12 protein-coding genes are annotated in these 23,828 nt (G+C 44.5%); 7 read left to right on the forward strand and 5 right to left on the reverse strand.

Annotated features, from left to right (window positions below):
* Window positions 1-342 precede the first annotated feature (342 nt).
* The gene (locus tag V7K50_RS19155) at window positions 343-6,114 is read right to left on the reverse strand and encodes a PAS domain S-box protein (protein WP_334962714.1); all 5,772 of its coding nucleotides are present in this window, start codon (window positions 6,112-6,114) and stop codon (window positions 343-345) included.
* A gap of 1,031 nt (window positions 6,115-7,145) precedes the next feature.
* Between V7K50_RS19155 and V7K50_RS19160 the strand changes: the two genes are divergently transcribed.
* Complete coding sequence (locus V7K50_RS19160) at window positions 7,146-7,658, forward strand: Hsp20/alpha crystallin family protein (protein WP_334962716.1); 513 nt, start codon at window positions 7,146-7,148, stop codon at window positions 7,656-7,658.
* 557 nt (window positions 7,659-8,215) lie between these two features.
* Here V7K50_RS19160 and V7K50_RS19165 read toward each other — a convergent pair.
* The gene (locus V7K50_RS19165; RefSeq protein WP_334800824.1) at window positions 8,216-8,572 is read right to left on the reverse strand and encodes a Rieske (2Fe-2S) protein; all 357 of its coding nucleotides are present in this window, start codon (window positions 8,570-8,572) and stop codon (window positions 8,216-8,218) included.
* A gap of 324 nt (window positions 8,573-8,896) precedes the next feature.
* On the opposite strand from V7K50_RS19165, the gene gap reads away from it, so the two are divergent.
* From gap to V7K50_RS19180, 3 genes are all read left to right on the forward strand, one after another.
* The gene (gene gap, locus V7K50_RS19170) at window positions 8,897-9,940 is read left to right on the forward strand and encodes a type I glyceraldehyde-3-phosphate dehydrogenase (RefSeq protein WP_334962718.1); all 1,044 of its coding nucleotides are present in this window, start codon (window positions 8,897-8,899) and stop codon (window positions 9,938-9,940) included.
* Window positions 9,941-10,263: 323 nt separating this feature from the next.
* A complete protein-coding gene (pyk, locus tag V7K50_RS19175; protein ID WP_334962813.1) occupies window positions 10,264-11,694 on the forward strand; it encodes a pyruvate kinase in 1,431 nt (476 codons plus the stop codon).
* A gap of 250 nt (window positions 11,695-11,944) precedes the next feature.
* A complete protein-coding gene (locus V7K50_RS19180) occupies window positions 11,945-12,949 on the forward strand; it encodes a transaldolase (RefSeq protein WP_334962720.1) in 1,005 nt (334 codons plus the stop codon).
* Window positions 12,950-13,540: 591 nt separating this feature from the next.
* On the opposite strand, the gene V7K50_RS19185 is transcribed toward V7K50_RS19180, so the two are convergent.
* From V7K50_RS19185 to gyrA, 3 genes are all read right to left on the reverse strand, one after another.
* Entirely contained in the window at window positions 13,541-13,867 is a 327-nt protein-coding gene (locus V7K50_RS19185) for a hypothetical protein (RefSeq protein WP_334962722.1), read from the reverse strand.
* 725 nt (window positions 13,868-14,592) lie between these two features.
* Window positions 14,593-16,299, reverse strand: a complete 1,707-nt coding sequence (gene lnt / locus V7K50_RS19190; RefSeq protein WP_334962724.1) for an apolipoprotein N-acyltransferase — start codon at window positions 16,297-16,299, stop codon at window positions 14,593-14,595.
* A complete protein-coding gene (gene gyrA / locus V7K50_RS19195) occupies window positions 16,280-18,886 on the reverse strand; it encodes a DNA topoisomerase (ATP-hydrolyzing) subunit A (protein ID WP_334962726.1) in 2,607 nt (868 codons plus the stop codon). The genes lnt and gyrA overlap by 20 nt, the downstream gene beginning before the upstream one ends.
* A gap of 524 nt (window positions 18,887-19,410) precedes the next feature.
* Between gyrA and V7K50_RS19200 the strand changes: the two genes are divergently transcribed.
* The 3 genes from V7K50_RS19200 to V7K50_RS19210 all read left to right on the forward strand — a co-directional run bounded on the left by V7K50_RS19200 (window position 19,411) and on the right by V7K50_RS19210 (window position 23,673).
* On the forward strand, window positions 19,411-20,616 hold the full coding sequence (locus V7K50_RS19200) for a glutathione S-transferase family protein (protein ID WP_334962728.1): 1,206 nt from the start codon (window positions 19,411-19,413) through the stop codon (window positions 20,614-20,616).
* Between the two features lie 140 nt (window positions 20,617-20,756).
* Window positions 20,757-22,001, forward strand: a complete 1,245-nt coding sequence (locus tag V7K50_RS19205) for a cytochrome P450 (RefSeq protein ID WP_334962730.1) — start codon at window positions 20,757-20,759, stop codon at window positions 21,999-22,001.
* A 367-nt stretch (window positions 22,002-22,368) separates the two neighbouring features.
* Window positions 22,369-23,673 carry a dihydrolipoamide acetyltransferase family protein gene (locus V7K50_RS19210; RefSeq protein WP_334962732.1) on the forward strand — a complete coding sequence of 435 codons (1,305 nt, stop codon included), beginning with the start codon at window positions 22,369-22,371 and terminating at the stop codon, window positions 23,671-23,673.
* The last annotated feature ends 155 nt before the right edge of the window (window positions 23,674-23,828 follow it).

Below are 23,828 nucleotides of genomic sequence, written 5' to 3' on the forward strand. Positions count from 1 at the left end.
AATAAATTATCCAATTTCACTCCTTCAAAACGGCTTTTTCTCCCCCTGCTCCCTGCCCCCTGCTCCCCTGCCTTAAAAGCGATGGGATATTTATTTATCTGGAAGTCCCTTATTTTGTATTGAGCGGCTTCAGCCTTGACAATTGGACTCAACTCCTCTCTAGGAGACGCTACGCGTAGCAAGATCCCCAAAGGGGCATACTACAAACCTTTAAATATCTACGCTGCTTTACTTAAATTAACTTGAAGCCCCAAGGTTTAAGAGCGGCGAGCGCAATGTATTTATCCAAATTAAAAAAATGGGGTTAGGGGGATCTTATTGCTACCCAATTGACAACTCCTATTAACTTGATAATAGTCCGGCAATACTCATCAATTCCATAATTTTATCAAACTGGAAATTATGAGCTAAATCTGTTATAAAGTCTCGCAGTAAGGCATTTTCAAAAGGGATTTGCTCAATCAATTCTAAAATTAGATTATCGCTGCATTGGGCGGCGGCAGTGTACACATTTTTCACCCATTCAGGTGAGATTTCAGATGAAAAAGGAACTAAATCTGCAAGTGTCAGCATTGATTTTATTCCTTGTTGTTTTGCGTTTATTAGCTGATAGGTTTCTTCTTGATAAATATATTGAACTCCTAAATATTCGCTTAATTTTTCTAGTAATTCTTCCTGGCGGAAAGGCTTGTTAATATAATCATCGCAACCCGCTTTGATCATTGCCTCTCGTTGTTCCTCAAAGGCATTAGCAGTTAAGGCAATAATAATGGTATTGCGATTTGGGATAGAGGTTTCTTCTCTAGTTTTAATAACTTTTGTGGCTTCATAGCCGTCCATAATCGGCATTCGCATATCCATTAATATCAGATGTGGTTGCCATGTCTGCCAAAGTGCGATCGCTTCGATACCATTTGTTGCTTCCTCGACTGCAAAGCCGATAGACGTGAGAATTTTCGCTAGTACTAAACGGCTGTCTATGGAGTCATCAACCACTAAAATGCGGTATTCGCTTTGAGCGGGCGCTAAACTAATAACTTGGCCTTTAGTTTTTTTGATCTGGATTTCGCTAGCTGCGGCTAGACCAATTTGAATATCAAAAGCAAATTTACTTCCCTTGCCAATAGTGCTGGTGACGCTAATATCTCCCCCCATTAGTTGCACGTATTTGCGGCTAATTGCTAAACCTAGCCCTGTTCCCTGTTGCGATTTTCTTCCGGTTTCAGTTTGCCCAAAAGCCTCAAACAGCAAGTCAATTTCTTGCGGGGCAATACCGCGACCGGTGTCTTGTACCTCGAAGATTAGGTATTGGGGACTTGTACTGAGCGTTCGCGTAGCGTCTCGTAGAGAAGCCGAAGTATTAGGGATTGGGGATTGGGTTGAAGAGGCAGAAGGGCAGGGAGCAGGGGGTAAGGGGGAGAATGAATAATTGCCTCTTTCGCCCCTGCTCCCTGCTCCCTGCTCCCCAATCCCCAGTCCCACCCGCAGCGTTACCTTCCCAGTATCGGTAAATTTGATTGCATTTCCCAAAAGGTTAAGCAAGACTTGACGCAGTTTACTTTCGTCAGTTTGGATGTACTGGGGGAGGTCAGATGTATATTCAAATATCAATTCTAATCCGTTGGAGGTGGCGCGAAAACGCAACATCTCTTCCAGATTTTCTAAGAGGCGAATTAAGTCAAAATTGTTAAGATTTAATGTGATTCTGCCGGCTTCAATTTTAGACATTTCCAAAATGTCGTTGATTAAATTCAGGAGATGTTCGCCAGCACGATTGATGATTGCTAGATTTTGCTGATGTTCAGGGGATAAAGTATGATCGTGGCTCATGACTTGGGTAAAACCGAGGATGGCGTTAAGTGGGGTACGTAGTTCGTGGCTCATGTTGGCGAGAAACTCGCTTTTGGCGTGGTTGGCAGCATCAGCAATAATCACAGCTTCTTGCAATGCTTGTGACTGCCTTTGAGTTTGCGCTAGCAATTGTGCCTGCTGTAAAGCAACACCTAACTGATTTCCTATTTGAACTACGATGTTGATTTCTCCTGGTTTCCATTGACGGACATCGGAATTTTGATAACTCGCCAGTAATCCCCAAAGCTGAGTACCATATAAAATAGGGACAATAATGTAGGCTTTTGCCTGAAAGCGCTCTAACAGGTTGATATAAAGAGGATGAAAATCCGCGTTGTAAATGTCTGGGATACTGAGGAAACTTGCACCTTGGATTATTTGCAGATCAGGATCTTCCACCTGGTTATTTGCGCTATCCAAAATTTTTGCTAGGCAACGGCCATCTTGTAAGACACCCTCTGTGAGATCAGGATCATTGTTGTGTTCTTCTATTAGAGAAATCCAACCATTACCCACCGACTCAGAGACAAATTCACCACTCCACTGGGGATTGAAACGATAGACAACAACCCGATCGCAGTTGAGTACTTGCCGCAATTCTTCGGTTGTAGCTGCAAATATAGTATCTAAATCCAGTGTTTGGCGCATCCTTTGAATCACTTGGGCGATCGCTCTTTCTCGTTCTACACTCTCACGCAAGGCTTCTTCTGCCAATTTTCTCTCGGTAATATCTGTAATTGTGCCGATGTAGCCTTTAATTTCTCCATCATTTCTAAATTCTGGCAAAGCCTGACAAATTACCCAGACGACTGTACTCTCATCACGCACAAAGCGATGTTCGCACTTATACATTTTTTTACCGATTCTTGCTTGATTCCATCCCAGCAATACCTGCTCTCGGTCCTCTGGATGTACTGCATTTAACCAACCTGCGCCCAGAGATTCTTCTAAACTACATCCACTAATCTCACTCCAGCGTTGATTAAAATATAAGACATTCCCATCTATATCTGCGTGAAATATACAAGCTGGTGAAGCTTCTGCTAAAATTTGATATTGTTGTTGACCCGACTGCAAAGCTAATTCTGCCAATTTGCGATCGTTAATATCTGCCCAATAACCAACACATTCTATCGGGTAGTTAGCTTCGTCATAAATTAACCTCATTTTTTCGTAGAACCAGTGATAAGTTCCATCAGCGTGTAACCAACGGTATTCGTAGTCAATGTATTCCTGCTCAACAAGATGGGAAAATTTGACTGAGATCAGTTCAATATCTTGTGGGTGAACGCGATTGAGCCAGAAACTAGAATTTTCCATAAATTCCTGCGCTTCGTAGCCCACCATTTCTTTAACGTTCTCACTGATAAAAGTAGTGCTAAAATCTTCTGATGTTTTGTTGCTATAAATGACTACAGGGCTAGAGGTGAGGAGATATTGTAGGCGTTCGTTGGCTAAACGCAGTTCTTGCTCGACACGTTTGCGATCGCATAGCGCGGCTTGCCGTTCGCGTAGCGCTGTTTGTAGTTCGCTTATTTCTACTAAAACTGTGCCGACACCAGAGGGGTGATGGTCTTCACCAGGAATGGGAAAATAAGAAACTAAGAAGTGGCGGATAATATCTGGTTCTTGAATTGATGGGGCGCTTAATTCTTGATTGAGAATGGGTTGACCAGTCAACAAAACCTGTTGATAAATTGGTTCTACTAAAGGGACGATATGAGGTAAGATTTCATGGATGGTCTTGCCAATATGATCTTGCTGGGGTAGTCCATTAATCTCTGCCAGCAGTTGGTTTATTTGCACATACCGCAGCTGTGTATCTATAATGGTCATGCCAACGGGAGCGCTACTAAAAAAGGCATTGAGGCGAGCTTCTCTGATTGCGAGTTCTTGTTCTAAGGTTTTGCGCTCAATCAACCCACCTAATTGAGCTGCAACAGCACTGACTAACAAGAGCAAACGCTGATCTATCAATACTGAGCTACGTTTAAAAAACACTAAAACAGCTAATACTTGGTTTCCAGCTAGTATGGGAACACCAAAACTAGCTTTTAATCCCACCTTTGCGGCTTGTAGCGATCGCAAAAAAACTGGCTCTGTAACTAAAGAAACATCTTCTATCCATTCTGGCTCCTGGCTCTGCCAAACTCTTCCTGGTAGTCCCAATCCCAGAGGAAATTTCACAGTTTGGCTTTTGCGGGAGAACTCTTCTAAACTGCTCTGCTCACCGTACCAGCTGAGACTGTGTTCTAAAACAGTCCCATCTTCATTAGGTATCCATGCTTCACCAAAATCCCAGCCAATGGTGTGACAAATTAAGCGCAAAACCACTGCTAAAGCGCTGTTGACATCACTCGCGCCAGTTATGGCTTGGGTAGTCAACAACAACAAACGGCTTTCATTTTCTGCTTGGTTGCGTTCAGTGATGTCTTTCGTGGTGCCCAGCACGTACCATTGCCCATCAATCTCGATCATTTCCGCACTCAACAGTGTTGTCCTGATTACTCCTGTGGAAGTGCAGACATCAATCTCATAATTGCGGATAGCTTTTGTTTGTTGCAAGATGTGGGTGAGAAAATTATATTCTTCTGGATTCACCCAAATATTCAATTCTTCATCGGTGCGATCGATCACCTGAGAACGAGAATAACCAAAAAACCGACAAAAGCTGTCGTTAACTTCGATGTAGCGTTTGTTAGCAACAGTAATTAAGGCAATGGGATCGGGAGATGAGCGAAAAGCTGATGCTAACTTTTCTTCAGAAGCCCGCCGCGCTGCTTCTGCGCGTTGGCGTTCTTTTGCCTCCAACACCAAGGACACTAAATTACCCAGAGAGCGAGCAAAATTTTGGTCTTCTAGCGTCCAATGATGAGTAACTCCCACTGCCTCCAGACATAAAACTCCTACAGTCTTTCCTTCCAGCCTAACGGGTGTATCGAGTATAGAGGTGATGTTTAATCTTGAGTAATACGCAGAAAAATCTTTAGTTCTGGCATCGGTACGGGCATCATCGGCAGCGATTGGTTGGTCTTGCTGCAAAGCTCCAAAATAAGCTGGATAGTCTGCTGCTGATAAGGAAAATCCTTCGCTATGTTGATTGTGACTGGCTTCAAATAGATCAAAACACTGGATTTTTATGCCTGTTTCGTCATACAGCCAGACACTAGCTCGTTCCATCCCAATATTCTTGACAGCTGTTTCAGTGATTTTACTCAAGGCTGTTTTCAAATCACCCTGATAAAGCGTCTGATTTTGTGCTAGTCGTGTTAGCACTAGGTTATGATTGCGGAGCTTAATTGCGCTTTCTTGGAGTAATTTTTCTACTCCTCGACGCTGAGTAATATTACTAGCAGTGCCTGTCATGCCTATAACTAAACCCTCTTCGTTGCGTAATGCGATCGCATTAAACATCAGATAAAGTAAGGTACCATCTTTAGCGATACAGGTAGTTTCATGTTGGAAGATAGGTTTTCCCTGAAGAACACGCTCAAAGACTACTCGATCTTCAGCAAGTTGTGTAGGCGAGATGAAATCAGTCCAGGCACGCCCGATCATTTCTTGGGGTTCGTAGCCATAAATCTGCTTGACTGCCGGGTTGACAAAGGTAATTAGTCCATCAATATCTACCGACCAGATCATATCCTGGGATGTCTCCACTAGGTAGCGATATTGAATTTCACTCTTTTTTAAGGCAGCTTCGACTAAAAGACGTTGGCTTTGGTAAACTTCTCTATAAAAGGCTTTGCTAATGCTAACGGAAATTTCTTTAAAAATATCTTCTATTTGGCTGTTGCAAATATCTAACTCAACTGCAACCCGTTGACGCTCTTTAATCTCCTGTTGCAGTTGGACATTTTTTTCTTTTAACTGTTTTCTCAGCCTTTGCATAGTAAGTTGATTTTTGACGCGTAATAAAACTTCTTTAGTTTTGAATGGTTGGGTAATATAGTCAATATCTCCTAAATCAAAGACGTTGATTTTTTCAGGTAATTCATCTAAAACACCGAAAAAGATTATCGGAACTTCTTGACTTTTAAAGTTAGTTTTCAACTTTTGACAAATTTCATAACTATCCATATTTGACATGAAAATATTTAGCAATAGCAAATCAGGCAAAGAAGCAAGCGCCCTATTGATTGCCAATTGTCCAGAAATGACACTTTGTACCTGATAACCTTGGTGTTGAAGGATGTCTGATAAAAAATGTAAATTCTCTAAGTTGTCATCAACTAATAAAATTTTTATTTCTTGAGCATCCATATATATCAGTTACTAAGTTAATTTGGAATCAAGAGTAATTTATTTAATTAAACTGAACATAAAATCAGAAAGCAAAACTCTGTTAGAAAATTGTAAATAAAATCCTTGTTTCTTGCCACCATCCCTTCCGCACAAGATGTCTGAAAAAGTTGCAGATGAAGCAGGAGAAGTGCTTAATACTGGCAAATCTCTGTGATGGAAGATCGAAGTACGAAGATACAACAAAGCTGACATCGCCCATACACCAACCATGCCGATTTGATCAGAGCTTGTAGTACCCTACTTTCGGCGCTAACACAACGCCAGTTGGGACAACGGAAGGAACCTCCGCAACGCAACAGCTCCCCTAGGTGTACTTCAAAAATTAAATACTAGTTCTATAGCTCTGTCTGTGATCAAAACACGGTTCTTAACGTGTCGCAAAAGGGCAGAGCCTGGGAACGAGAGAAATGGAAAATCGAGCTTTTTTCGACTTGTGTGTACACCGGAGGTGTCGGGAAGGGGGAAAATTCAAAGTCTCTGACGCGAATGGCACTAAGAAAAACCCAAAGGCTTGTGTCACCTCGTTCGCCTCGTTCCCAGCCTAGAGGCTGGGAATGTATTCAAAGAGGGCTGCTGCCTCCGCTCCGATCACAAGGTACTGGAGGCGGCAGCCCTCCAAGAATGGGTTCCTAGCCTAGAAGCTGGGAAGCAGTCAGGACGAGAGTTGTATCTTAACTCATTCGTCTCTGATGCCACGTGGAACAAGAGTGAAGTCTCTCTCCTTGTAGGAGAGATAAATAGAAGAGAGGTTTTCCAGATATCGTGAAAATTCAGTTAGTTTGATACGGTAAATACAACCGATGTCTGTACGGTTTACCCAACTGTTTTTAGGTTTTTCTTTTATTAAATTACTTACTAGAGAGAAATAAAGCTCCTCTCTAAAAAACTGGAGGTTCGATAATTGCTTAAATATCTGAAACCTCTAAATACCTCTAAAACTTTGTTTGATTACCCAAAAGTGAATTAGAAAGTTAAGGAGAGATTGAAATATGCCACTCATTCGTTGGGAACCATTCCGTGAAATGGAGATTCTACGTCGTCAAATGGATCAACTCTTTTCTGATCTGACAGTCGCAGAGCGCGGCAATTCTGAAACTTCTACATCACCGATAACAGCGTGGGTTCCTGCTGTTGAATTATCTGATAATGGGTCAGAGTTGCTATTAAGAGTTGAGATTCCAGGCGTTGAGGCTAAAGACCTGGATGTTCAGGTCACTCAAGATGCAGTTTCCATTGTTGGTGAGCATCGTTACCAAAAACATTCCCAATCTAACGCTAAAGTTCATTCTGAATTCCGGTATGGCAAGTTCACTAGAGTAATTCCTCTACCAACCAAAGTTCAGAATCAACAAGTTAAGGCAGACCTGAAAGATGGGATTTTAATTTTGACTTTACCCAAACTGGAGCAAGAGCAGAACAAGGTGTTCAAAGTCAATTTAGGCGAGTCTCAAAATGCTACAGGTTCTATAGAAGCAGTCAGTAATACACAACCCAACATTTGATCACAGCAAAGCCTTAAAACTACTTGAGAAGATGTTCTATTTTCTCAATCAATAGTTCCTATATCTCTGAAATAGGTCAATTTTGATAAAAACCCCAGCGAAACTCATCGGCTGGGGTTTTTATTGCTTTTTTTACTCAGCACTGTTTCGGTAAGGGATTTCCAAGAAATAAATTATCCATTTTGTGGGGTGGGCAACATGATCGCTCTAAATCTGGGACGGGTGGGGACACCCATCCCACAAAAAATTTGGGATGTTTTTTTATCGTAAATTCAAGGGTTTAAGACCCCAACCATTACACGTAGTATCAGTTGAGTTGGGGTTTGTCTTGAGAAATGGCTCCACTTGGGGCAAAGCCCATCGCTTTTAGCGTCTCCCCTTCTCTCAAAGGGAGAGGCTAGCGCCAAGGGAGAAGACCGCGTTTCTCGCTAAATCCCCGACTCCAACTGTCTTTGATTTTGAAGTAATGAGTAATGGGTATTACTCATTACTCATTACTCATTACTTATTACTCATTACTCATTTAATTGTCAGTCCCTAAGTTCAGAGAGAGGTTGTTATTCCTCTTGTACATCAACCCAGATGCTACCTTCTTCTACACGAGTCGGAAACACTGGCAATGTTTTTGGTTGTGAAACCAAGGAGAGTACCTTACCTACACCAGGTGGCCAAGAACACCAGTCTTTTACCTCGCCAGTCCGCAGGTCAAAAGCACTGTGATGGAAAGAACAAACAATTGCCCCATCTTTGATTTTCCCACTTTTCAGAGGTAATTTTAAGTGAGGACAGGTGTTATCTACAGCATAAAGCTGATTTTCGTGATTTAAAAGTAGAATTTTCCGGTTCCCAACTTTTACCACTTCTCGCGCACCTGGGGAAAGTGCTTCGACTGCAAGAACTTTAGTCCAGCTCATTAGGTTCTCCTTTCCTAATATATCTGCTTTTAGTTTCCCGCAATAGTGACCAGTGCGATCGCCTTTCAGTAGTGGAGAGTGGGAGAAATCAATTCAAAATTCAAAATTCAAAATTAAAGAATTTATTTCTGCCTCCTGCCTCCTGCCTCCTCTTTCCCAATCCCCAATTCCCAATTCCCAATGCCCCAATCCTTAAAAGATGCCAAGTAAATATGCCTTAGCTGACTGAGACTGTCAGGATCAGAGTGTAAAGAGTAAAAGGCAATCTATTTTGACTTTTAACTTGCTCCTTTTGTTCAGCTTTCCACAACGGGAGGTTTAATCTTGACTAAATTAAAAGTTGGTATCAATGGCTTCGGTCGAATCGGGCGGCTTGTGCTTCGTGCTGGCATCGATAATCCCAATATTGAGTTTGTGGGCATTAACGACCTAGTACCACCAGATAACCTCGCTTATCTATTAAAGTACGACTCAACCCACGGTAGATTAAAGTTCAAGGTTGAAGCCAAGGAAGATGGCATCCTCATTGACGGGCACTTCATTCCTTGTGTATCGGTGAGAAATCCAGCCGAATTGCCTTGGGGACAATTAGGTGCAGATTATGTGGTGGAATCTACGGGACTCTTCACTGGCTATGAAGGGGCTGCAAACCACCTGAAGGCAGGTGCAAAGCGAGTGATAATTTCCGCTCCCACCAAAGACCCTGATACAGTTCCTACCCTATTAATGGGCGTAAATCATCACCTGTTTGACCCCGGCAAGGATCTTATTGTCTCCAATGCTAGCTGCACCACAAACTGTCTAGCTCCCATCGCTAAGGTGATCAATGACAACTTTGGGTTGACGGAAGGATTGATGACCACCGTCCATGCCATGACTGCCACCCAGCCAACCGTAGACGGCCCTAGTAAGAAGGACTGGCGCGGTGGTCGAGGTGCATCTCAAAATATTATTCCCTCCTCCACAGGCGCAGCTAAAGCCGTAGCCCTGGTTTTACCAGAGTTGAAGGGTAGGCTGACTGGGATGGCATTACGAGTTCCGACTCCCGATGTCTCTGTAGTTGATTTAACTTTCAAAACTGCCAAAACTACCAGTTATAAGGAAATCTGTGCTGCCATGAAGGAGGCTGCCGCAGGTTCTCTAGCAGGTATCTTGGGCTACACCGATGAAGAAGTCGTTTCCACAGATTTTCAAGGCGATACCCATTCTAGTATCTTCGACGCAGGTGCTGGTATTGAGTTGAATTCCAACTTCTTCAAGGTAATTGCCTGGTATGACAACGAGTGGGGCTACTCGAATCGCGTGATTGACCTGATGTTGTCTATGTCACAGAAAGAAAAACTTGCATCGACAGCAGCTGTGGTTTGATTAGGAATTGGGAATTGGGAATTGGGAATTGGGAATTGGGAAAGAGGAGGCAGGAGGCAGAAATAAATTCTTTAATTTTGAATTTTGAATTGATTTCTCCCTCATCTCCCCCAGTCCCCAATCCCCAATCCCCAGTACCCGATTTGGGATTTGGGTCAGGTGGTAAATACCCTGAGAATAAAACTTTATCTAGTATCTTTTTTTTAGCAAATCAGTGATATGAAGCACGTGTGAATTTGGATGCTTTGGGCGATGTCTACGACGGGCTACGCCTACGCTCCAAGCATCCAAATTTGCAGGTTACTCCTCAACCCCTAATCCCTATGCGTCGAACCAAAATCATTTGTACTGTTGGGCCTGCTACATCTGCCCCTGAAAAGCTACAAGCCTTAGTAGAAGCTGGAATGAACGTGGCGCGGCTGAATTTTTCCCACGGCGCTTATGAATTCCACGCCCAAACTGCTCACTATCTCAGGCAGATTAGTACTGAGAAGCAAAAGCCCATCGCAATTATGCAAGACCTGTGTGGTCCGAAGATTCGTTTGGGAACTTTACCACCGGAAGGGTTAAATCTGGAAGCTGGTAGTGAAGTCACTTTTGTTTTGCAAGAAAAGGGTGAGAGTATTGAGGAAATACCTCTACCATTGCCGACTTTATTCGCCATGATGCGACCAGGCGAACCGATTTTGATTAATGATGGTCGCGTCAAGTTGATTGTTACCAATCGTGATGCCGATCGCATTCGGGCACAAGTGAAGATTGGCGGGCTAATTTCCACGCACAAAGGCGTAAACCTGCCCCAAACTCCTTTACCTGTCAGTTCCATCACCGAAAAAGACTTGCTGGATCTGCGCTTTGGGATTCAGTTGGGTGTAGACTGGGTAGCGGTGTCCTTCGTGCGATCGCCACAAGACTTAGAACCCGCCAGACGGATGATTGAAGCTGCTGGCGCTTCCATCCGCTTAATTGCCAAAATCGAAAGAGCTGAGGCAGTAGAAAACTTTGACTCCATTCTGAACGTTGCCGACGCGATTATGATTGCCCGTGGCGATTTAGGGGTGGAAGTGCCAATTCACGAAGTACCTCTAATTCAAAAAGATATAACTCGCCGTTGCAATCTGGCTGGCAAGCCGGTGATTACAGCCACCCAAATGCTAGAGTCGATGATTAGCGCCCCCGATCCTACCCGCGCTGAAGCCACCGATGTTGCCAACTCCATCTTAGATGGTACGGATGCAGTCATGCTTTCTGGTGAAACAGCCGTCGGGCAATATCCCGTCGCCGCCGTCCAGATGATGCACAATATCGCCGTGCGGACAGAACAGGCTCTAGATGAAGGTAGCAAACATTCCTGGTGTCATGAAGCGGGTAGTCTCACCGTTACCGAATCTGTGGCAGAATCGGTGTGTCGCATCGCTTATGAAACAGGCTCACGGGCAATTCTCTGTAACACTTCTTCAGGAAATACGGCGAGAATGGTGTCTAAATATCGCCCAACTTCTCCCATTATTGCCCTCACCTCTGATATCACCACTTATCGCCAACTAGCGCTTTCTTGGGGTGTGGAAGCTTTGCTCATTCCACCAGTCCACAATGCCGAAGAGATGTTTACCAATGTGGTGAACACAGTTGTAGAGATGGGTCTAGCCAATAAGGGCGATAAGGTGGTAATTACCTCTGGTGTTCCAATTGGTAAATCGGGAACAACTAGTTTAATCAAAGTGCATTCCATTGGACAGCCAATTTCGGCATAAGGCACTTAAAATAGGTCTGTGGCTCAAGATAGTAAGCAAAATTGGGCAATGATTAAGAAAAATTGCCAGAATCAGAATTGAAGGGACAGTAAAGAGTGTATAGCGGTTCCCATTCAGATGCGGTACAACAATCACGAGGTGTAGGGGCACGGCAGTGCCGTGCCCCTACGGGTGTACCTCACGTAAACGAGAACCGCTATAGAGAACTGGGGAATAAGTAAATCCTGTAACATTCATCACGGAGTATTTTATGTCTAAGAATTTACTGGAACAATTGCGACAAATGACTGTTGTAGTCGCAGATACAGGGGATATTCAGGCAATTGAAAAGTTCAAACCCCAAGACGCCACCACCAATCCTTCTCTGATTACTGCTGCGGCGCAGATGCCAGAATATCAGGGAATTGTCGATCAAACTTTACTCCAAGCAAAGAAAGATGCTGGAGCCGGAGCTACCCAAGCACAAATAGTTTCTCTAGCTTTTGACCGTTTGGCAGTTGCCTTTGGATTAAAGATTTTGCAAATCATTCCCGGTCGCGTGTCTACAGAAGTGGATGCTCGCTTGTCCTATGATACCGAAGCTACCCTGACTAAGGCACGGGACTTAATTGCCCAGTATAAAGCAGCTGGAATTGGCCGCGATCGCGTGTTAATTAAAATTGCCACCACCTGGGAAGGCATTCGCGCTGCGGAAATTCTCGAAAAAGAAGGTATTCACTGTAACCTTACCTTGTTGTTTGGTCTTCACCAAGCGATCGCTTGTGCCGAAGCCGGCGTTACCCTAATCTCTCCTTTCGTTGGTCGCATTCTCGACTGGTACAAAAAAGATAGTGGACGCGATAGCTACCCAGCAGCCGAAGATCCAGGAGTTTTGTCAGTCACCAAAATCTACAACTACTACAAGAAATTCGGCTATAAAACCGAAGTTATGGGAGCTAGCTTCCGTAACGTTGGTGAAATTACTGAACTTGCAGGTAGTGACTTGTTGACAATTTCGCCATCGCTTTTGGCTGAATTGCAAGCAACCATTGGAGAACTGCCACGCAAACTTGACCCTGCCAAAGTAGCAAACTTGGAAATTGCCAAGATATCCGTTGACAAAGCTACTTATGACAAAATGCACGCTGCCGACCGCATGGCAACTGACAAACTAGACGAGGGTATCAAAGGTTTTACCAAGGCATTAGAAGACCTTGAAAAACTTTTAGCAGACCGACTCGTTCGCCTGGAAGGAGAGGTAGTGGCAACCCATTAGGGACTGACAATTAAAAAATATCCAATGTAGGGTGCGTTAGGCTAAAGCATAACGTACCTTCATGTTATAGACATCTCCAGTAGAGACGTGAAATTTCGCGTCTCTACAAGGGTTATGGACAAAGCATATTTAATTTTCGGAGATGTCTTATGGATAATTTATTTTTTGCTATTGCCTTAGGGACTGACAAATAAAAAAATATCCAATTAACTCTTGTGGGGTGGGCGACACGAGAGCCCTATGGACTGGGCGGGCAGGATGCCCACCCCACAATATTGGATAATTTATTTCTTGGAGTTCCCTTAGAACATAACGATAGTTAATGGTTAGTGGTTACAGCAGTTTTCATGTATTTGAACCACATTTATCGGTGGGACATAGCATTGCTCATTGGTGTGCCCCTACCGCGTGATCTATTTACCTGAAAATAACTGTAATATAACCCAATACGCTTGGGTTAAGGGCTACTGGCAACAATTTTTGGTTTTCGAGACGCGATAAATCGCCGTCTCTACAAGTATTTTGTTGCTCATTCTGAACTGTATTGTAATATAACCACCACTAACCATTAGTTATTTGTATCACCAGTCCTCAATATCCTCGTCGGATAATCTGGCGTTGTCTTAACTGCTCCCGTCGTCGGATAATCTGGCGTTCTCTTAACGGTTCCCGTCGTCGAATAATCTCCCGTCGTCTTAACGGCTCCCGTCGTCGAATAATCTCCCGTCGTCTTAACTGCTCCCGTCGTCGAATCATCTGCCGTCGTTCTAACCGCCCTTGAGCAATCAAAAGCTCTCCCGTTTGATTTCCAACCAGGTTGGCATCTGGCGCAACGCTCTGTTCATTCAGAGCATTGCTTAGAGAAATATCCTTCGCTTCAGCTAATGAGGGCGGAGACACAAAGGCAAATAGCAACATTGCTATTGAGGATAGCTTCCTGAAACCTTTCATGTTTTTGCTTCTCTAAACTTTGGTTAATAACTTTATTAAAACACTTTAAAATCCGGGAATTATCGCTCACACACTTTTTTAAACTTAATTTGGTATGAAATTGTCTATTGCAATTTCACCCTTATGGATAATGGCAAATTTCTTATATATGTGTATATAAATAGTTATTATCTAGCAAGATGTAATTTTTTTCACATCGAAAAAGTATAGCTTTTATTAATTTAATACACGACATTTTTTTTGGTGAAATAGCTGAGAAAGTCTTACTTAGCAAGGGGGAGATGCCCCAAGATTTTGATTTAAGGCTTGCTTAAATCAGACTTCTCACTATCCCACAAAATGTATCGAAACTAACCGATTAACAGGTTTATACCTCCAACCAAGGCGACTCAAATAAACCCTAAATATTTTGAGATGCGATACCCAATCCAAATACCCACAAGTCCCCCGATAACGCTCCAGAGGATCGAGGTAATCGAGAACAAACTTCCACCCCATAATATTGGGATATAACTGCCAATAGTAGATCCCAAAAACATTCCAATGCCAATAAGTAATTTATTCATTTGGGGAAAGCCTCAAAAGTGGTTTAAATGAGTCGCTATGGATGTCCAGAATTTAGCTTTCATTGCCACAGCGATCGCTTCCACTTTGCTCAACTTTTGAGTCACTGGCAAGGGTAAAATTAGGTATTAAAGTCTGAACAAAATCACGCCCCTACCTTTAATTACTAGCCAAGCGCCTCCAGAGGAGATCAACAATAACGGTGTTAACCAATCACCCCAACGCACATATAAAGTCTGTGTCTGTCGCCGATAAATTGTTTCAGCATGAGTTTCGTAGGTATTATATCCAGACATCCACAAGGTTTTGCCGTGAGGATCTACAAAGGCTGAATATCCGGTGTTAGTTGCTCGTGCTGACCATCGATCAGTTTCAATTGCCCGCATGATATCCTGTGCATGGTGCTGGAATGGCATGGATGCAGTGTAATGGGCATCGTTAGAAGAACTGAGGATAAATTGCCCACCCATAGCAGCTTGACGGCGAAATTGTTCAGGAAAAGCAGATTCGTAACATATACTAGCGATCGCACGACCAAAAGGAGTATCAAATATCTGATTTGCTGAACCAGGAACTTGGTGTGCATCCAGTGGGGACAAACGTTGAACAATTCCGCCTAAAATGCCTTCAAAGGGAATATATTCCCCCAGAGGTACTAATTTGGCTTTGTCGTAGCGGCTGACAATTTCACCTTTAGTATTAAAAGTAAACAAAGTAATTGTATAACTGTCTCCCCGTTCGCCAAAAGCCCCAATCCAAGCAACTACGCCTTTTTCTTTCACTGCTGCGACTAAGGCAGTTGAGAGCAAGTTACGCTGAAAAATAGGTAAGGCTCCTTCTGGGGTGAGGACTGCATCTACACCTTGATTTGCTAAAGTTATATACCCACTGGTGTAATTTTCTTGGGCGCGACGAAACCCTTCGGAACTTCGTAAAAGTCGGTTCGGAATATTACCCTGAATAATCCCCACTTTCAAGGCGGCTTCTGGGGGTTGAGCGATGGGGCGGCTGTATAAGATAAAACCTATGAGGTGTAAGGTAATTAATAGTCCTGTAGCCGTAGCAAAGTATTTATTAACGAACCACAGAGGCGCAAAGAAGCCAGTGCGTTGGGCGGGTTCCCCGACTTGTAGCAACTGGCGCGACACAGAGGAAATTCTCTCTGCGCTCTCTGCGTCTCTGCGGTTCGTCCATCCTTCAGCAATTAACCCATTAACAGCAACTATTGCGGCTGTCACAGTATTAGGCCCAGAGAGTTGACCAAGATGTAAAATTACGAGATTATGCGGACTTTGTGTGTAAGCAAGAGAACTCCACCATAAAGGTCCAGCACTCCATAGACTTTCTAATCCGCACCACACGGCTGTACCAATCAGTATACGTAGCCACGGTTTTTGTCCACCCAAGCGAACCATCACAGCCGCCCAAATAGCAACGAATATCCCTCCTAAAACACTGATAAATCCCCAACAAAAAAGGGTGATTGCCAAACTTGGCCACCACGGAACGCCCAACCAAGTCATCGGGTGAATTCCCGTAATCCACGAGAGGGCGACACCGTGATAACCGATACCCCAGAAGACAGCAGGGGGAGCAGGGGAAGATGAGGGAGCAGGGGGGGATTGATTTTTGCGTTTGGCTGAAGTGACAACTAGCACCCATAAGGGGACTAGGGCAATCCAAGCCAAGAACCATGCACCTACTGGGGCTACAGTTAGCCCCATTAAAATGCCGCTAGCTAAGGCAATTAAGCAAGGGAGTAAAGAGATAAACCTCTCCCCCTGCCTCCCCTGCCTCCCCTGGTCACCCTGCTTTTTACTCTGCTTCTTCTGCATCGACAGCATCAGGTGGAACTATTGCCACTCCGGTAATCGCGTCGTCTTCATCTAAACGCTGCACTCTTACCCCAGTCGCCGATCGCGATTGGATAGAAATCGCATTTACCGCTTGACGGATGATAATACCGCGATTTGTCACCATCATGATTTCATCGTCATCGTTGTTGACAATGCGTAGGGTTGCCAACTTATCTTTGTGTTTGCGGTTTTTGAACTTGGTCGCCATTAAACCTTGACCAGCACGATTTTGCAGTCGGAACTGGGCAACTGGTACGCGCTTACCATATCCTCCCATTGTAATTACCAACACCCAAGGGCCAATACTGGCGTTGGCAGGTACTTCTGCCGCTTCTTCATTAATTTCGATAACTTCGATATCTTCTGCTTCGATAACTTCGATATCTTCAATTTCGGCTTCTGTAACTATATCCAAAGTTTCCAGAATTGCTGCGGGCAGAATATCCATACCCACCAGTTCATCTTTATTTTTGAGTTTCATGGCTTTCACTCCACGAGTTGCCCTACTTAAAGGACGTAATTGTTCGTGGTTGCACCGGAAGTTAATCGCCATGCCGTTACGAGAACCAATGATTACACTATCCTCTACTCTGGCACGTCGCACCCACCGCAGTTGGTCGCCTTCTTCTAAGGAAATGGCAATCAAGCCATTGGCGCGAATATGGCTAAAGGCTGCCAATTCGGTTTTCTTGATATTGCCACCTTTGGTGAGCATGACCAAATATTCTTCGTTGCTAAACTCGTCAACGGGTACAATGGAGGTGATTTTTTCCTCTTTGGGAATCGGTAGCATTTGGACAATTGGTGTCCCCCGACTGGTACGCGAACTCACTGGAATTTGATACGCTCTCAGGCAGTAAACGACACCACGCTGGCTAAAGAATAAAATACTGTCGTGATCGCAGCAAGTTAAGAAATGCTCAACGGTATCATCATCTTTTACCTTCGCTGCGGCTTTGCCTCTGGTAGCACGGCTTTGGGCTTCAAAGGTGTTGACTGGCATCCGTTTGATGTAACCTTGCTCTGTCACCAAAATGATCGCTTTTTCATTGGCAATTAGGTCACGGTCATCTAATTCCCCTTCCCCTGGTAAAATCACCGTGCGGCGAGGTGTGGCAAAGCTAGTTTTTAGTTGCCCAACTTCGGTTTCAATGATTTCTAGCACTCTCTCCCGACGTGCCAAAATATCTTGCAAGTCGGTAATTTTCGCTTGTAACTCATCGTGTTCCAGACGAATTTTGTCTGCTTCTAAGGCAGTCAACCGCCGTAATTGCATCTGCAAAATCGCATCTGCTTGCACTTCTGAGAGTCCGTAAATTGTGATTAATTCGCCTTTAGCTGTGGGTGCATCGGGAGCATGGCGAATCAAGACGATAATTGGATCTAACTGGGACAGGGCTATTAATAACCCTTGGAGGAGATGATCGCGTTCCTCAGCTTTCCGCAGTTCGTAGCGGGTGCGTCTGGCAATGGATTCGATGCGGAAATCCAAAAAGACGGTTAAGAACTGCTTGAGGGTGAGTACTTGGGGTTCGCTATTCACCAACGCCAGCATATTTGCGCCGAAGTTTGCTTGCAGTGGCGTTTGTTTGTAGAGGTTGTTTAGAACGACGCGGGGATAAGCATCACGCTTGAGTTCGATGACAATTCGCATCCCGTCGCGATCGCTTTCATCCCGGATATCTGCGATGCCTTCTAGACGCTTCTCGTTCACCATTTCGGCGATTTTTTCAATCAGCGCCGCTTTGTTGGTTTGATAGGGCAATTCGGTGATGATAATTGCTTCTCTATCTGGGCGTCCCCGTTGTTCAACGGTTTCAATGTTAGCGACACCACGCATGGTGATGGAACCACGCCCGGTGGTGTAAGCTTCTCGAATGGCAGATGTGCCCAAAATCTGCGCCCCAGTGGGAAAGTCTGGGCCGTGGACATACTGCATTAACTCGATGTCACTTATTTCTGGATTGTGGATTACAGCCACCAAAGCATCAATCAATTCGCCCAAGTTGTGGGGGGGAATGTTGGTGGCCATGCCCACGGCAATTCCAGAGGAACCATTGAGCAATAACTGGGGAATCCGTGCTGGTAAAACTGTGGGTTCTTGCTGGGAACCGTCGAAGTTATCGGCAAAGTCTACGGTTTCTAATTCGATGTCGTGGAGTAGACCAGCACTAGTTAAAGCTTGCAAGCGGCATTCTGTATACCGCATGGCGGCGGGCGGATCGTTGTCTACCGATCCAAAGTTACCATGCCCGTTAACTAGGGGCGATCGCATGGAAAAATCCTGTGCCATCCGCACCAGGGCATCATATACTGCCGTGTCGCCGTGGGGGTGATATTTACCTAATACTTCCCCCACCACACGGGCGCATTTCTTAAAAGGGCGATCGTGAAGTAGACCTAGCTCGTGCATTGCGTAGAGAATGCGACGATGCACAGGTTTTAGACCATCCCTGGCATCTGGCAACGCCCGACCCACTATCACGCTCATGGCGTATTCCAGATAAGACTGCGACATTTCGGTTCGCAAGTCTATCGGGATAATCCTCTCCTGTGAGGTTGTCATAACCTAAAAATCTCCAAAAATCGTAGATTTTAGCTTTTTTACTCAACAAAGCGCAAAATTATTCTAAATTGCTCTTGAATAATTGCTATAATTTGATACAATCCTAGCATATATTGCTTTTTTTTGCCTGGGCAGCTAACTCAAGTGTCTAGCAAATAAATAGTTCTTAGAAGGTATTTTAAAAGTTTATTTTCAAATCCTTGAGCGGTTAGTTGCCGGGGGCGAGATTACCGAAAAAATGGGTTTAGAGCTACGTGCTTCTAGCACGGCTTTAAAGTAATGAGTAATAAGTAATGAGTAATAAGTGAATATTCTTACTCATTACTCATTACTTATTACTCCAGAATCACCGTGGCTTCAGTCCGGTGAGGATGTCAATGCTCCTTATCCCCCGCTCAAAATCCCCAGCTTATGAGTACATTGAAGGTGGGAACTTGCGCGACACGTTAAATTAAGCCTTGGCGTAATTGAAAATATTGTAAAGTACAGAATTGTCCTAAGTATTGCCCTACGCAATTCACCCTATGACTACCGCACCCTTAAGCTGGCAAGAACTAGAAACTCTCACGGACTACCAAATAGATACCATTAATGGTCTCACCAACGCTAGAGCCAGGTTGCGCTTGTTTGGTCAGCCAGAATCTGATGTGCGGGTAACGCTGTACCGCGATAACCACGCCTGGTGTCCTTACTGTCAAAAGGTTTGGTTATGGCTAGAGGAAAAACAGATCCCCTACCGCATCGAAAAAGTGACAATGTTCTGCTACGGGGAGAAAGAAAGTTGGTACAAACGCAAAGTACCATCAGGAATGCTCCCCGCGATCGAGCTAGATGGACGGATTATTAAGGAAAGCGATGACATTTTAATCGCTTTAGAAAAGGTTTTTGCTCCATTGAGCCAAGGGATGGAAGACCGCACGGTGATTCCTCTACGTCAATTAGAACGACTTTTATTTGCAGCCTGGTGCGCTTGGCTCTGCTCTAGAGTCGGTTCCTCTCAACAAGAACAACGCAACCGAGAACAATTTATGGCCGTGGTGGCTAAGGTTGAGTCGGCTCTGGGTAGCACCTCAAGCCCTTATTTTCTAGATAGCTTCGGCATCGTGGATGTCATTTTTACGCCATATCTCGAACGGATGAATGCGAGCCTTTACTACTACAAGGGCTACTCCCTGCGAGAAGAAAACCCTCGCTTGAGCGCATGGTTTGCGGCAATGGAAAGCCGACCGACCTACTGCGGTACTCAGAGCGACTTTCACACCCACGCACATGATTTGCCGCCCCAGATGGGGGGCTGTTGGGAAAACGGCGAAACCCAGATGCTTGTCAATAAAGCGCGGGTGGATAACGGTCCCTGGTTTGGGCTACCAGATGTTACTTATCCAGAACCCGAAAACTCTCGCATGGAAGCTCTTCAACGAACTATCGAACACCGCATCAATATTATCCGAGTCAACCCCTTAGATGATAAATTGTTTGATCAAGCGCTACGTTGTGCTTTAACACAGATGATGACAGGTGAAGACTGTGTACCTCCATCGGGAGCTGATGTCGCTCTCCGATATTTGCGCGATCGCATTAATGTACCCCGAGACATGTCCATCTACGCAGCCAAGCGACTGAGGGAATCCCTGGAGAAAACCGCAGCCCTTGCGGGTGATGGGCAGCCAACCCCCATTCCCACTAAGCATCGACGAGATCAAGACCCGTCTAACTTTGTCATCAAGTAGGATTCAGGCAATCATCCTGGCAGATCGCAGACATAGTTACCTCTAACCCCTCAAAAATGAGTCAACAGTGAGTAAGCTGTTAAGATGATGTTGACTTGATTTTGATTCAAAGCAAACCATCACTGACCACCATTAGAAGCATGAAGCATCTGTCAGACTACAACTTCTTTGACCCAGAAGTGCTTGTGTGCCCTTATGAATTCTACAAGCTGGCACAGGAGCAAGCACCAATTATGGAGCTACCAAGTCCCAGAACGGGAGCGAAACTCTTTCTCGTCACTCGCTATGACTTAGCGATCGAAATTCTTAAGGATACAAGAGTATTCTCTAGCAATTTCTCGACTTTACTGGCTAGCAAAGAAGAGCATGATGATGAGTTGCAGAAAATTTCGGCTCAAGGCTGGCCTCAGATGAATACCCTACTCACGGCAGATCCGCCAGAACACGAGCGATTTCGATCGTTGGTAAATAAGGCATTCAACTCGTCGCGTGTCAATAAAATGCGTGACTTGATTGAGCAGATTGTTGATGAACTAATTGACAGTTTCATTTCTCAGCGCAAGTGTGAATTCGTCAGTGAGTTTGCCGTACCTTTACCGATCAAAGTTATTGCTCAACAGTTAGGTGTACCGCAAGCTGATCTGCCAAAGTTGAAGCAATGGTCTGATGCTTTTATTGCGCGTTTAGGTCATATCCTTTCTAGAGAGCAGGAGATCGAGTGTGCTAAAGATGTTGTCGCTTTCCAGCATTATTTTCGTGATGTCATAGAGTCACGCCAAAAACAGCCTCAAGATGATTTGATCACTGACTTGGTACAGGCAAAAGTCGATGGAGAGCGATCGCTCGACACTGCTGAACTGCTGAGTATAATTCAGCAAATATTAGTGGCAGGCAATGAGACTGTTACGAGTGCGCTTGCAGGTGGGATGTTATTGCTGACAAATAATAAAGAGCAGATGAAGTTGGTACAAACAGATATTTCCCTGTTAGAGAACTTTATTGAAGAAGTTTTACGAATGGAAAGTCCGACAGCAGGAATGTGGCGAGTTGTGACGCAAGATACAAAACTCGCAGATGTTGATCTCAAAGCTGGGTCTTTAGTGATGCTCCGCTTTGATGCTGCTAACCGCGACCCCATAAAATTTATTGAGGGTGAGCGTTTCGATGTGCGCCGCCATAATGCCAGCAACCACCTATCTTTTGGTCATGGCATTCATTTTTGTTTGGGCGCTATGCTTGCTCGTAAGGAAATGGAGATCGCATATCAGCGTTTGCTGCTACGGCTGAAGGACATTCGCTTGGCGCAAGAAGGATACGAATATTTACCGAACGTACTTATGCGGACACTGAAACACCTCTATATTGAGTTCGACAAGGTATCATGATCTGCAATATCCTCGCTTGGCTAACTTATTGGAAATCCCTGAGCCTATTTTATTAACCCAGATTTTTGCCAAGCTTACTTCTTTAGGACGTATTCATAAGGTTTCTACGGGCGTTGAACCCTCTTAATTTGGCAGAGGTATTGTAAGAAGAATAATAATTTTTAATTTTTAATTTGGAGCGTTCGTGCAGCGTCTCGTAGAGAAGGCGTACCACTTTGTGGAAGCAAGCTACGCGTAGCGTCTCGTAGAGAAGGGATGCCCAATACCCAACCTAAAATATAAACAGTCTAAAACCCTCCCACCAAGATACAATTCGATCTGACAAAAGCTGTTAAAGTCCATAAACCATTGATTTCCAAACCACCCTATGAGCATTCACGAAGTATTTATGCCGGCTCTGAGTTCTACCATGACCGAAGGCAAAATCGTTTCCTGGGTGAAATCGCCAGGTGACAAAGTGGAAAAAGGCGAAACAGTGGTGGTTGTAGAGTCAGATAAGGCAGATATGGATGTAGAAACCTTTTATGAAGGCTTTCTTGCCCATATCATAGTTGAAGCTGGTGAAACTGCCCCGGTAGGATCTGCGATCGCCTTCATCGCCGAAACGGAAGCTGAAATTGAACAGGCGAAATCTCTCGCCAATTCCTCCGGCGCGGCTGCTACTATTACCTCTTCCCCTGAACCAATCGCCGCCGGCACAGCCTCAGCTACAACACCTGCCTTAGCCTCTCAAAACGGGTCTAACCACAAAGAAGGAAGGCTTGTAGCTTCACCCCGTGCCCGCAAGTTAGCCAAAGAACTCAAAGTTGATTTAACTACACTCCAAGGTAGTGGCCCCCACGGTCGCATTGTCGCCGAAGATGTAGAAGCGTTGTCTAATCAGGGCAAACAACCTGCCTCTGCCCCAGTTGCCCCAGCAGCACCTGTAGCAACCAGCGCCCCAGTTGCACCCCCAGCACCTCGGACACCAGCACCCACACCAGTAGTAGCGGCTGTTCCTGGTCAAATCGTGCCTCTAACTACCTTCCAAAATGCTGTAGTGCGGAACATGGTAGCCACCATATCCGTGCCCGTCTTCCGTGTCGGTTATACAATTACCACCGATGGATTAGACAAACTTTATAAACAAATTAAATCCAAAGGCGTGACAATGACAGCGCTACTGGCGAAAGCTGTAGCGGTAACGTTGCAAAAACACCCACTTTTAAATGCCAGCTACTCAGACCAGGGTATTGTTTATCATTCTGATATCAACATTTCCGTAGCGGTAGCGATGGATGATGGCGGATTGATTACACCTGTACTACAAAATGCCGACGCAGTAGATATTTATTCTCTATCGCGCACTTGGAAGTCTTTGGTAGAACGTGCCAGGGCAAAACAACTACAGCCCCAAGAATACAACAGTGGTACTTTTACCCTGTCGAATTTGGGGATGTTTGGCGTAGACAAATTTGATGCGATTTTACCACCTGGACAAGGTTCAATTTTAGCGATCGGGGCATCTCGTCCGCAAGTGGTAGCAACACCCGATGGTTTATTTGCCGTGCGGCAACAAATGCAAGTTAATATCACCTCTGACCATCGGATTATTTACGGTGCCCATGCTGCGGCGTTCTTGCAAGATTTAGCGAAATTGATTGAGACGAATCCTCAATCTTTGACAATGTAATTTTGAAAAGACACCAAATTTAAATGTTAGCGCTACTCTAGGAAAAACTGCTTCTCGGTGATAGCGCTAACAATAAATAATACCTACATCTCAATTTTTTTGGACAAACTATAATAATTTTGCACTATCATCACAAGCCGTTGCAATTTAAAAGC

It is taken from the genome of Nostoc sp. (assembly GCF_036917135.1).
Classification (GTDB): domain Bacteria; phylum Cyanobacteriota; class Cyanobacteriia; order Cyanobacteriales; family Nostocaceae; genus Nostoc.